This is a genomic window from Flavobacterium profundi (assembly GCF_006491645.1).
Taxonomy (GTDB): domain Bacteria; phylum Bacteroidota; class Bacteroidia; order Flavobacteriales; family Flavobacteriaceae; genus Flavobacterium; species Flavobacterium profundi.
In genome coordinates, this window is sequence record NZ_VDCZ01000011.1 from 43,509 (window position 1) to 55,596 (window position 12,088).

Sequence of the window (12,088 nt, forward strand, 5' to 3'; positions counted from 1 at the left end):
ATATGCCTAAAAAACCTACAAAATATGAGGCAAAAATTGAAAAAATCCCTTCCAATAAAATTTATTTAAATATCAATCACTTAGAAAAAGGAGAATATGAATTAAATATTATTCATAAAAATAAGCTTTTAACGAAAATGACTTTTAAGAAAAAATAAAACTAAAATTATGAAAAAAATGAGTAAAACAATTGTCTATTTCATACTGCTTTTAGGATTGCTATCCTGCAGTAAAGACGATGACAACACAACCGAAGAAACCTATTTGAGCAGTTATACCTTTTCTTTTTCCACTGAAGAATTCCAAGTACACTACAATTCAGAAAATCAAGTAACGGGTTTTGAAACATTAGATCCTAGTAGTTCCACATTGACAAAAATTAATAATGAAATTATTAGAAATAATAATGAAATAACAGCAATTGGTAATGCCTCTCTTACATACAATTCTTTAAAGCAAATTGCTTCAATAAATGATGGTACTGGAAACGGACAAACCGAACTAGAATATGATGCATCAGGAAGACTCATTAATCAAAGTACCACTTACTTTGGTGGAAGTATTACAGAAACTAAAAATATGACGTATGATTCTAATAATAGGATTATTAAAATTATCATTCATATTGTAAGTAGTTCCATTAACCAATATTACAAGTATAATCTTAGCTATGACATACAAAATAACATAAAAGAAATCAATCTAAGCACGAGTACTGATAATAGCACTTATAATCTTATCGAAACGCGATTATATACTTATGATACTAAGGTAAATCCATTTAAAAAAGTAATCGAGCGACTTTCCTCAGGAAACTTTTATATCTGTCCTAACTCTTCTTTTTCTCTATTTGAAACAATCAAATTCAATTATCTCGCTGCCTATGCTTTAAATTGGACTAGCAATAATAATCTTACTCATATTACTATTGTAAGTGCTTTCGGAGAAATTAGTAATGCAACTTACGAATATACCTACAACCAAGAAGGGTTACCCTCTAAAGTAATTATCACAGATGAAGATGGTGGAACCTACTCACAAAACTTTTTTTATACTCGTAAATAACTTTAATTAAATAAAAATCAAACACATGAAAACAACAATTTTAAAAATTTGGTCACTAGTGGTAGTAATTATGATGCTTTCTTGCTCAGCAGAAGATGGAAAAGATGGTATTGATGGAATAGACGGAATAAATGGTATCGATGGCGTTAATGGTGCTACCGGACCACAAGGCCCAGCCGGAACTGCAAATGTAATTTATTCCAATTGGATTCCAGCAAATTTCACGGGCTCATCTGCTTCAATAAAATATATGGGCATCGATTTTCCTGCAGGAATGCCATCTGCTTCTAGTATAAAAAATACCCATACTATCATTGTTTATTTTACAGGTTATGGTGATGGAAATGTTTACCAATTACCTGTTTTAGATTTTAGAGGCGCTCAATTTACCTGTGGGTTTGGTAGCGGAAGCATCTCTGCATCAGACATTAACATTACCGCTAAAGCACTTAGTGGTAGTCTTGTTGATCAACAAATAAGTCCAAGTTTAGGAGCAAAGTTTAGATATGTAATTATTCCTGGTGGTGTAACAGCGGGTCGCAGTAGTTCAATAGATTATTCTACTATGGGCTACGATGAAATATGCAATTATTTTAATATAACGAATTAAAATTTGAGTTAGTTTTTCACAAAAAAAGCCTAATGGAAACATTAGGCTTTTTTTATCTTTACTTCTTAATTAACCAATTTCAATAAAACGTTTTGGTTTTGGTAAAGCTTCCTCTTTTTTAGGAAGTAGTACATGTAAAACTCCATTTTCGTAATTGGCTTTAATATCTTCCTCTTTAACGGTTTCTGGTAAATTGAAAGAGCGTTTAAAAGAAGAAAAACTAAATTCTTTTCGAGTATACTTCCCATTTTCATTTTGAGATTCCGATTCTAATTTTCTTTCAGATGAAATGGTCAACACATTTTCATCAATTTCAATATTAAAATCTTCTTTTTTCAATCCTGGAGAAGCTAATTCAATGGTAAAGTCCGTTTCGGTTTCTTTAATATTAACCGCAGGAATTGTATTTGAAAAACTTTGTACGCCACCCATAAAATCGGGTTTTAAAAAATCTTCCATTACTGATGGGAAAAATAACTTTGGATTTGTTTTTACTAAGTTCATATCTTTAAATTTTTGATTAAACATTTCTCTATTAAATTCAAAATTTATTCCAAAATGAAAAAAAGTCAAAATGTCTATAAAATGAAGTTTTGAAAAGACAATTTGACCTATATTTAAGATTATATTCACAAATTAACTGACTAAATTTCAGTTCTTTAATTTCAAAAAAAACAAATACAATTCTTTTTTATGTACTTTAAAAAGAGTCAAAACAAGAAATAAAAGTTATAATTTGTAGATATTTATATATTTGTAAAATTAAACATTCACTCAATGAAAAAAATTATACTCGTATTTCTTTTGTTTTTAAGCATTTGCGTTGGTTCTTTTTATTTTTTTAAAAATAATACTACCAAAAGAAATAATCCAAAAGAAATTGCTAAACCACAAAACAATTCAAATAACACACCAACTTCAAGTGAAGTGATACTTGTTAGTGAAAAAACAAAGGAAGTAGAAGAAAAAGAAACAAGTACTTCTAAGAACATTTCCAAAAATCAATTGGCTAGTAACCCACCTAAATTAGTTAGAAAAGTTATTAATGCTACTAAAAAAGGAAAAAAGAAAACCTTAGAAGAAAGAGCGCAATTTAATGAAGGCCGTTTATTATATGAATTTTATAGACAGGTAAACCCTAATACAGGTAGCATTTCTGCAAGGGATAAAGAATTAGAAAGAGAAGAGTCTAAAAATGTACCCTTAGCAGATAATGGTAGCTTTTCAAGAGTCTCTGCACCAAATTATGTAAATCGTGGTCCGGGAAACTTAGGAGGTAGAACGAGATCGTTAGTATATGATAAAAGTGATCCAACAGGAAACACCATTTTAGCAGGCGCTATTAGTGGCGGTGTATTTAGAACAACGAATGGCGGTGCAAGCTGGACAAAAGTATCGGCTCAAGATGAAATTCATAATGTAACTACTATTGCACAAGATCCTAGACCAGGCTTCCAAAATATCTGGTATTATGGTACTGGAGAATCTTTAGGAAATAGTGCTTCCTTAAGTGGTGCATTTTATTATGGAAGAGGTATTTGGAAATCTGTAGATAGCGGTTTATCATGGACTCAAATTACTACTTCTAATTCGGTACAAGAAACTTTTGACAGTCGTTTTGATTTTGTACACCGATTAGCAGTTCATCCGGTTACAGGTGACTTATATGCTGGTATCGCAGGACAATTAGCTAGATATAATGGGACAACTTGGACAGCTGAAAGAAACGATACGGCTGCATCTAGTAGCAAACTAGTCGATGTAATTATTACTTCAGCAGGAAGAGTGTATTGCGCTTTCTCTGGTAACTCTGATGCTTCAATCAGAGGAATATGGTCCTCTGCTACAGGTATTGGTGGATGGTCGAGAATTGCAGATAATGGTACTCCAACAGGATGGTCTATGAGTGGCAGAGTTGTCCTTGGTCTTGCACCTTCTAATGAAAATATTTTATATGCATTATATTTAAAAACAGGTACCACACCTTCACCTGGCGATTGTGATTTATGGAGATGGAATCAAGCTACGACTACATGGACTAACTTTTCATCAAAAATTCCTGATGAACCCGGTGGAAGTGCTGGAAATGACCCTTTCAATTCTCAAGGTGCATATGATTTAGTAGTCAATGTAAAACCTGATAATGAGAACTTTGTAGTAATTGGTGGTACTAATGCATACAAAATAAGCAACATTAACACAGGGTCTTTTGTGAGAATTGGTGGCTATGGAAACCCGAATAACTATGCACAATGGAGTGTGGGTGGTGTAACACATCATCCCGATGTTCATACATTAGTCTTTAATCCAATCACAACTAGTATTTTATTGTCTGGTACCGATGGAGGAATTCATCAAACGAATGATATAAATGCCTCTTCAGTAAGTTGGGTAAACCTAAATAATAAATACCAAACCTATCAATACTATCATGTAAACATGGATCCTCAATCGGGTTCTGATGGTGTCATTGGTGGAGCGCAAGATAATGGTACAACTGCAGGCGGAACTATCTTTGGTTTAACAAATCTAACCAATATGACCAGTGTTTTTAGTGGTGATGGTGTAGCAGCTGCTATTTCAAGAGATAATGCTTGTGTTCCTTTCTTCATGGGTTCACAAGGTGGAAACCTTTATAGAGATTGCCCAACTGGTGCAACTATAACCCCTACAGGTTCCGTTAGTGAATTTGTTACTTATTTTTATTTAGATCCAGATAACAACAGTAATTTATATTATGCAGGTAGAAACGTACTTTGGAAAACGAATAATTCCTCTACTGTAACAGCAGGGACTTGGACTAATATGGGGGCAACCTCACTTAAAGGACATAACGATTATTTTCAAACTTTTTCTACAACTAGAGGTACTTACAATGCGAGTACCAGTTATTTATTATTAGGTGGAGATGAAGGACATATTTATCGTTTAAATGATCCTAGAAATGCTACAAGTTTTTCCGCTGCGGTAGACATTACGCCTCCTGGAGCAACAATTGGCTTTCCATCTATTGTTACAGGTTTGGCCATTCATCCAACAAATAGAAATATTGTCTTAGCTACTTATTCTAATTATGGCACACAAAGTATTTTTTATACTACTAATGCAACTGCTGCTACTCCAACATGGACATTAGTGGAAAGAAATTTAGCCAGTCACTCTATTCGTTCAGCAGCTATTACACAAGTAAATGGTCAAACGCTGTTCTATGTTGGAACCGCAAGAGGATTATATAGTACTACCGACCCTTTAACTACGGATTGGGTAAGACAAGGTGCTAATGAAATAGGATATGCTTTAGTAAGTTCTTTAGCGTATCGACATGCAGATGGCACACTTTTAATTGGAACACATGGGAATGGAATGTATCAATCTAAAATTACATTGTGCGATGGTATAACAACAACTTGGAATGGTTCTTCTTGGTCAAATGGTGTACCTACAGCAACCAGAGAAGCCATTTTTACAGGAGATTTTAGTTCAACAGCTAATCTTGAGGCTTGTACTGTAACCATTACAAATAATGCTACAGTCACCTTTAATAGTGGACATACTTTTATTATAGGAGGCGGTTTAACAGTAGATACTGGAGCAAACCTTGTTATTGAAAATAATGCTGCCTTAAGACAAATTAATAAAGATGATAATTCGGGGTCAATTGTAGTAAAAAGGACTTCTTCTCCAATGATTCGACAAGATTATACGGCATGGTCTTCTCCAGTTGCAAACCAACAATTATTAGCTTTTTCTCCGAATACCATCCCAACTCGCTTTTATGAATATTTGTATACAGGAACCACTACGCCAACAGCGTATCAATCAGTCGATCCATCTACAAATTTCCAAAAAGGTAAAGGGTATATGATTCGTGTAGATAACAATTGGTCCTCTTCTACTCCAGCGGCTTACAACGGACAATTTGAAGGTGTTCCTTTTAATGGTGATGTAGTACAGCGCGTAGGTAAAGGTTTCAATGTTTTAGGAAATCCTTATGCTTCTCCTATTAGTGCCGATACTTTTTTAGATGATAATTTAAATGCGAGTACACTCTATTTTTGGACCAATACAACTCCTGCAACTGGTGGTTCATATCCTCAAAACAACTTTGCTTCCTATACTAAATTAGGCGGTGTAGCTGCTTTTGGAAGTGCCAAAATACCAAATGGAACCATTCAAACGGGACAAGGATTTTATGTACAATCTACAGCTTATCAAGATTGTTTCTTTAAAAATACGCAACGAGTGAATGCATCGGTTTCTACACAATTTTTCAAATTCAATCAAACTCCTTCTGAAAAACATCTTTTCAGACTTAATTTTAATGACGAAAATGTTTCTTATAACCAATTCTTAATTGGATATACAGATGGTGCTACTGATGGCGTTGACAATCTTATTGATGGAAAAATGATTGACACTTCTAAACCTTCAATGTACAGTATCATCGATGAAACTGAATATGTCATTCAAGGAAAAGGTTTGCCTTTTAATGATGAAGATAGCATTCCTTTAGGATACAAAGTAATCAATGAAGGAAATTATTCTATCTCCATGGAAAATGTAGAAGGTTTATTTGATACACAAGATATTTTTATTAAAGATAAGTTATCCAATATTGTTACAGATATTAAAAATAACACCTATCATTTTTATTCTAATGCGGGAACATTTGAAGATCGCTTCGAAATTATATATAGAAATACACTGCTATCAAATGATCTTATAACTTCAACCAACGCAATTACTATCTTTTCTGACAATGTAGGAATTAATGTAAATTCTACTGAAAAAATTAAGGAAATAACGATTTATGATGTAGTCGGAAAAACATTATATCAAAACCAAAATGTAAATGCGTCAACTTTTGTTGTGAATAGTTTACCGAAAAACGCTCAGGTACTTCTTGCAAAAGTGACAGATTACCAAAACCAAGTAACTACCAAAAAAATAGTTTTTTAATGGAATTTTAAATGATTTCAAAAAATAAAAAAAGCCTTAAATAAGGCTTTTTTTATTTTTAATTATGTTGTTCTGCAAAAACTGATAATAAGGTTTGTCCATCAATCATTCTATTGGGCGACTTTTTCATCATATGCAATACTCTTTTCATGGCATAAGGATTCAGTCCCATATTAATGCCTATTTCATTAATCTTTATTTGCTCTCTTTCATGCAAAATACCATCTGCATGCATCAATAAAGCCAAACGGTAAAACTGACAAATGCGATTGAACTCATCTTTTATAACTTTGACTTCCGATCTATTTTCAAATAATTTATGAAATGTTTCTTTATCAATTTCTAATTCGAGTGAAATCATCTCAATGAAATCATACTCTCGATCATGCAATTCACCATCGACTAAGGCAAAGGCTATCATTTCTTGCAACAAACTTATTTTTTCTTGGTAGGTTTCCATCAAAGCAGTACTTTTATTAAGTTTTATAACCCAAATATAATTAAAAATGAAAAAACTTGGCTTTCTTTTCAGTATCTTTTTTTTAACATCCCTATCGCTTTGGGCTCAGAAAAGATATTCGCAATTTGAAATTAAAGCACCTCAACTCGATACCATTAAACGCATTTGGGTCTATTTACCCTTAGATTACAATCAATCTGAAAAAAAATATCCTGTGCTTTACATGCACGATGCACAAAATCTTTTCGATGAAAAAACTGCATTTTCTGGAGAATGGAAAGTCGATGAAACCTTAGATAGTTTACAAGCTAAAATTATTGTCATAGGAATAGAACACGGTAATGAAAAAAGAATAGACGAACTCACACCTTATAAAAATGAAAAATATGGTGGTGGTAACGCTAACAATTACTTAGATTTTATTGTTTCCACTTTAAAACCGCATATCGATTCGATATATCGTACCAAAACAAATTCAAGAAATACAGGAATAATGGGAAGTTCACTCGGAGGATTGGTTTCTTTCTATGCCAGCTTAAAATATCCTGATGTCTTTGGGAAAGTGGGTGTTTTTTCTCCTTCTTTTTGGTTTACCAATGATATTTATACCCTTACCGAACAAACAAAAAAAATAGACACAAAATATTATTTCATGTGTGGTGACAGTGAAAGTGAAACTATGGTCGACGATATGAATCAAATGATTCACCTTATCCGACAAAAAAGATGCGATTGTTTGCACCTACATAAAACAAAAATTGTTGCCCATGGAAAACACAATGAAAAACTTTGGTCAAAAGAATTTGCAAAAGCGTATCTTTGGCTTTTCTAAATAAAAAATACAATTTAATTTGTTTAAGCAGGATATTCATTCTTCTATTCAAGTGTTTTTATAATAAATAGAAGAGAAAATACTATATACATAACAAAATGCGTCAGTTCGAGTGTTTTTTATGGAATGAAATGGAATAAAAAATGTATCGAGAGCTTAAATTAAAAAATAAAAATTAAAATGACAAATAACGATATCTTCAAAAAATTACGCGTAGCGCTACAATTAAGAGACGATCAAATTGTAGAAATCTTACAATTGGTAGACTTTAGAGTGTCTAAAGGGGAACTAGGCAACATTTTCAGAAATGAAGAACACCCTAACTATGTAGAATGTGGTGACCAATTATTGCGTAACTTCCTAAATGGTTTAGTCATTCATTTAAGAGGCACAAAAGAAAACCCCAAAAACCCTATGGAGGTCATCAAAAGCCATAAAAATACTCCTCCTAAAGAAGGTTCTATAAAAACGGAAGAACAACCCAAAAAAACAAATTTTAAAAAATCAGAAACGGGTTTTAAACCCAAACCGAAGAAAAAACCGTTTCCTAAAAAAGAACCTATAGTTGAAAAAGTACGCTTTAAAAACGGAAAAAATAAACCGAAAGAGTAATGGTAATTGGACTATTCGGTTTTATATTTCTTATACTTCCCATTGCTGCCCTTTTTTATGAAGGATATAAAAGAAAAGGAATAAAACAAGGAGTATTAAACGTTTTGTACTTTGGTACGTTTTCAACTCTAGTTATAATTTTTACTATGTACTATGGTCTTAATTTTATCATGCTGATTCCATTCTTTTTCATTCTATTTTTCTTTTATAAATACAAGAATAAAAAAAAATAAACATCAACAACGCTCTTTTCATTAAAAACCATTTCATTTTTGTATTTTTGAACACCGTAACTTGATGGTACTGAAATAAACCTAAAATACATGCAGTTTAAACATCCTGAGATTTTATACTTTTTGTTCCTGTTGGTTATACCAATTTTAGTCCATTTATTTCAATTACGTCGCTTTAAAAAAGAATATTTTACCAATGTAAAACTCCTGCGACAACTCCAACAACAAACTCGAAAAAGCAGTACAATAAAAAAATGGCTGCTGCTAGCAACACGTTTACTGCTTTTAGCATTTTTAATTTTGGCTTTTGCCCAACCTTTTTTTACCGCTAAAGAAAGCAAGAGTAAAGATAACGAACTCATTATTTTACTTGATAATTCCTTTTCCATGCAAGCCAAAGGAAGTCGTGGAGAATTGTTGAAAAGAAGCATTCAAGATATTTTAGAGGCTTTTCCTGAAAATCAAACTTTTTCAATTCTTACCACGAATACTGCTTTTTGGGATGTGGATCGCAAAACAATTCAAACGGAACTTCAAAAAATAGACTATTCGGCTTTACCTTTTGAATTGGATTATTTACTCACACAAGTAGCTACTAAAAAACCCAATACTAAAAAAGATTACCTTATTATTACAGATGCGGTAGGACTTCAGTCTAAAAAAATGGAACCTGTGTTTGCTGAAAATGAAGTGTATTTTATGCATCCGAAAGCGGAAAATAAAAACAATATTAGTATCGAAAAAGTAACACTATCACAAGTTTTAGAAACTTTTTATGAAATTACAATTGCCCTGAAATCCTATGGTAAAAACACTGAACCTGTTTCTCTAGCCGTATATAATCAAGAAAATGTAATAGCAAAATCACAAGTCACTTTTGACACTAACGAAAAAGAATTAAAAATAAACATTCCTAAAGCGGCTTTTCACGGCAAAGTAGTCTTAGAGGATAATAGCCTAACATATGACAATGCTTATTATTTTAGTATTTCCCAACCTAAAAAACAAAATGTAATTTGTATTGGTACTCCCGAAAAAAATAAATTTTTACATAAAATTCTAACGGATAAAGAATTTGTGGTTACCAATACGGAATTGGCACAACTGAATTACAACGCCATTGAAAACCAACAAACCATCATTCTTAACGAAATCAAAGAAATCCCACAAGCTTTAGCCACAACTTTGGCTTCTTTTTATTCCAAAGGTGGTAGTGTTATTGTTATTCCTTCTGAAGAAACGAATGTTCAAAATATCAATAGCTTTTTGAAAAATTTTGGTTCGTTACAGTTGGCTCCAATCAATAAAACCGAAAAACAAATTACCAAAATCAGCTTCAATCATCCTTTATATAAGAATGTTTTTGAAAAGAAAATCACGAACTTTCAATATCCAAAAGTAAACCAATACTTTCCTTCTTCTGGGAAAGGATTGCCTATTTTACAATTGGAAGATCAAGCTAATTTTGCCTTTTCGGTTACCAATACTTTAGGAAACTTATATGTTTTTACAGCGCCTCTAAACAAACAAAATTCTAATTTTCAGAATTCTCCTTTAATTGTACCTACTATTTATAACATGGCACAAGCCAAGAATAATTCGAAAACAAATACCTTCACTATTGGCGAAAATGAAACTTTAGTACTTGAGGCTGCTTTATCCAAAGATGAAGTAGTGAGCGTAACCAATACTACGTATAGTTTTATTCCGCAACAGCAAATCATAAGCACAAAAGTGAAACTTTCTTTTGGAGATTATCCTGAAAAAGCCGGAAATTACTCGGTGAAACAAGCCGAAAACGATATACAAGAAATTAGCTTTAATTACACACGTACAGAAAGCGATTTAAACAACGAAAACAACACACTATTTGATAAAGCAACCAGCGTAAATGATGTAACTACGGTTCTTAACGATTTAGAATCCAAACGAACCGATACCTCATTATGGAAATGGTTTATTCTAGGAACTCTCCTATTTTTATTGATTGAACTACTAATACAAAAATTTGTAAAATGACAACCGTTTTAATTAAACAAGCAACTATACAAGATCAAAACAGTTCGTTCCACAACCAAACCGTCGACATTAAAATTGAAAACGGTATCATCACTGAAATAGCAAAAAACATAGCCATTCCTGAAGGTGCAACAGTAGTAGAAAAAGAAAACCTACATGTATCTCCAGGTTGGTTCGACACTTCTGTATCTCTGGGCGAACCGGGTTATGAAGATCGCGAAACCATTGCTCACGGTTTACAAGTAGCTGCTAAAAGTGGTTTTACCGCTATTGCATTACAACCAAATACAACTCCGGTTATCGATAACCAAGCACAAGTAAAATTTGTTTTGGAAAGAGCCAAAGAGCAAGCTACTTCCTTGTTTCCTATTGGCGCCCTAACCAAAAATAGCGAAGGACACGATTTAGCAGAACTGTTCGATATGAAAAATGCGGGTGCCATTGCTTTTGGAGATTACAACAAAGCCATTCAAGATGCCAATATTCAAAAAATAGCACTACAATATGTTCAGGATTTTGACGGATTGGTGATTAGTTATTGCCAAGACAACTCCTTAAAAGGAAAAGGAATTGTAAATGAAGGCATCACCTCTACCCGATTAGGTTTAAAAGGAATACCCACCTTAGCAGAAGAATTGCATATCGCTCGTAACTTATTTTTATTAGAATATACAGGCGGAAAAGTACACTTCCCTACCATCTCTACTCAAAAATCGATTGCCTTACTTAAAGAAGCCAAAGCCAAAGGTTTACAAGTAACCTGTAGTGTTGCCGTGCATCATTTGGTGTTAAACGAAGAGGTGTTAACAGGTTTCGATTCTCGATACAAAATCGCTCCACCTTTACGCGACGAAGCTACTCGTAAAGCTTTGATTGCAGCAGTTTTAGACAATACGATAGATTGCATTACTTCCGATCATAATCCATTAGACATTGAACATAAAAAATTGGAATTTGATATGGCAAAAGATGGAACCATTGGGTTAGAAAGTGCTTTTGGAGCCTTACTTACAGTTTTGCCTTTAGAAGTGGTTCTCGAAAAATTAACTGCAGGAAAAAAAATCTTTGGTCTACCAAAACAGGCTATTGAAATAAACACAACAGCCGAATTAACTTTCTTTACACCAACAGGCGAAAGCACGTTTACCAAAGAAAACATTTTATCCAAATCCAAAAATTCAGCTTTCTTAGGACAAAAAGTAAAAGGAAAAGCTTACGGAATTTACAACAACGGTAAATTGGTAATCTAGAAATTAAGATGAAAGATGAAAGAAGAAAGATGAAAGAAGAAAGAAATA

10 protein-coding genes are annotated in these 12,088 nt (G+C 32.9%); 8 read left to right on the forward strand and 2 right to left on the reverse strand.

Annotation, left to right across the window (positions count from 1 at the left end):
• Nucleotides 1-2: 2 nt before the first annotated feature.
• From FHG05_RS18440 to FHG05_RS13695, 3 genes are read left to right on the forward strand one after another with little or no spacing between them, the layout of a single operon-like run.
• On the forward strand, nt 3-158 hold the full coding sequence (locus FHG05_RS18440) for a hypothetical protein (RefSeq protein ID WP_181369179.1): 156 nt from the start codon (nt 3-5) through the stop codon (nt 156-158).
• A gap of 19 nt (nt 159-177) precedes the next feature.
• On the forward strand, nt 178-1,065 hold the full coding sequence (locus FHG05_RS13690) for a hypothetical protein (RefSeq protein WP_140998665.1): 888 nt from the start codon (nt 178-180) through the stop codon (nt 1,063-1,065).
• Nucleotides 1,066-1,090: 25 nt separating this feature from the next.
• Nucleotides 1,091-1,675, forward strand: coding sequence for a hypothetical protein (locus tag FHG05_RS13695; RefSeq protein ID WP_140998666.1), 585 nt, complete (start codon nt 1,091-1,093; stop codon nt 1,673-1,675).
• Nucleotides 1,676-1,744: 69 nt separating this feature from the next.
• Here FHG05_RS13695 and FHG05_RS13700 read toward each other — a convergent pair whose 3' ends face one another.
• Nucleotides 1,745-2,179: an Hsp20/alpha crystallin family protein gene (locus FHG05_RS13700; protein ID WP_140998667.1), complete on the reverse strand. Its 435-nt coding sequence runs from the start codon at nt 2,177-2,179 to the stop codon at nt 1,745-1,747.
• A 273-nt stretch (nt 2,180-2,452) separates the two neighbouring features.
• Here FHG05_RS13700 and FHG05_RS13705 point away from each other — a divergent pair, with 273 nt between their 5' ends.
• Entirely contained in the window at nt 2,453-6,634 is a 4,182-nt protein-coding gene (locus FHG05_RS13705; RefSeq protein WP_140998668.1) for a T9SS sorting signal type C domain-containing protein, read from the forward strand.
• Nucleotides 6,635-6,692: 58 nt separating this feature from the next.
• Here the strand turns inward: FHG05_RS13705 and FHG05_RS13710 are convergent, their stop codons facing one another.
• Nucleotides 6,693-7,094 (reverse strand): TerB family tellurite resistance protein, encoded by a 402-nt coding sequence (locus FHG05_RS13710; protein WP_140998669.1) that lies wholly within the window; start codon nt 7,092-7,094, stop codon nt 6,693-6,695.
• 46 nt (nt 7,095-7,140) lie between these two features.
• Here FHG05_RS13710 and FHG05_RS13715 point away from each other — a divergent pair, with 46 nt between their 5' ends.
• The 4 genes from FHG05_RS13715 to FHG05_RS13730 all read left to right on the forward strand — a co-directional run bounded on the left by FHG05_RS13715 (nt 7,141) and on the right by FHG05_RS13730 (nt 12,040).
• A complete protein-coding gene (locus FHG05_RS13715; protein WP_140998670.1) occupies nt 7,141-7,926 on the forward strand; it encodes an alpha/beta hydrolase in 786 nt (261 codons plus the stop codon).
• 180 nt (nt 7,927-8,106) lie between these two features.
• The gene (locus tag FHG05_RS13720) at nt 8,107-8,538 is read left to right on the forward strand and encodes a DUF1456 family protein (protein WP_140998671.1); all 432 of its coding nucleotides are present in this window, start codon (nt 8,107-8,109) and stop codon (nt 8,536-8,538) included.
• 323 nt (nt 8,539-8,861) lie between these two features.
• Nucleotides 8,862-10,790, forward strand: a complete 1,929-nt coding sequence (locus FHG05_RS13725; RefSeq protein ID WP_140998672.1) for a vWA domain-containing protein — start codon at nt 8,862-8,864, stop codon at nt 10,788-10,790.
• Nucleotides 10,787-12,040 (forward strand): dihydroorotase, encoded by a 1,254-nt coding sequence (locus FHG05_RS13730; protein WP_140998673.1) that lies wholly within the window; start codon nt 10,787-10,789, stop codon nt 12,038-12,040. The genes FHG05_RS13725 and FHG05_RS13730 overlap by 4 nt, the downstream gene beginning before the upstream one ends.
• Nucleotides 12,041-12,088: the final 48 nt, after the last annotated feature.

Excerpts from the sequence above, each read along its gene's own strand:
- FHG05_RS13705 (WP_140998668.1), top strand. The coding sequence starts at position 2,453 with ATGAAAAAAATTATACTCGTATTTCTTTTGTTTTTAAGCATTTGCGTT.
- FHG05_RS13690 (WP_140998665.1), top strand. The coding sequence starts at position 178 with ATGAGTAAAACAATTGTCTATTTCATACTGCTTTTAGGATTGCTATCC.
- FHG05_RS13730 (WP_140998673.1), top strand. The coding sequence starts at position 10,787 with ATGACAACCGTTTTAATTAAACAAGCAACTATACAAGATCAAAACAGT.
- FHG05_RS13700 (WP_140998667.1), bottom strand. The coding sequence starts at position 2,179 with ATGAACTTAGTAAAAACAAATCCAAAGTTATTTTTCCCATCAGTAATG.
- FHG05_RS13710 (WP_140998669.1), bottom strand. The coding sequence starts at position 7,094 with ATGGAAACCTACCAAGAAAAAATAAGTTTGTTGCAAGAAATGATAGCC.
- FHG05_RS13725 (WP_140998672.1), top strand. The coding sequence starts at position 8,862 with ATGCAGTTTAAACATCCTGAGATTTTATACTTTTTGTTCCTGTTGGTT.
- FHG05_RS18440 (WP_181369179.1), top strand. The coding sequence starts at position 3 with ATGCCTAAAAAACCTACAAAATATGAGGCAAAAATTGAAAAAATCCCT.
- FHG05_RS13720 (WP_140998671.1), top strand. The coding sequence starts at position 8,107 with ATGACAAATAACGATATCTTCAAAAAATTACGCGTAGCGCTACAATTA.
- FHG05_RS13695 (WP_140998666.1), top strand. The coding sequence starts at position 1,091 with ATGAAAACAACAATTTTAAAAATTTGGTCACTAGTGGTAGTAATTATG.
- FHG05_RS13715 (WP_140998670.1), top strand. The coding sequence starts at position 7,141 with ATGAAAAAACTTGGCTTTCTTTTCAGTATCTTTTTTTTAACATCCCTA.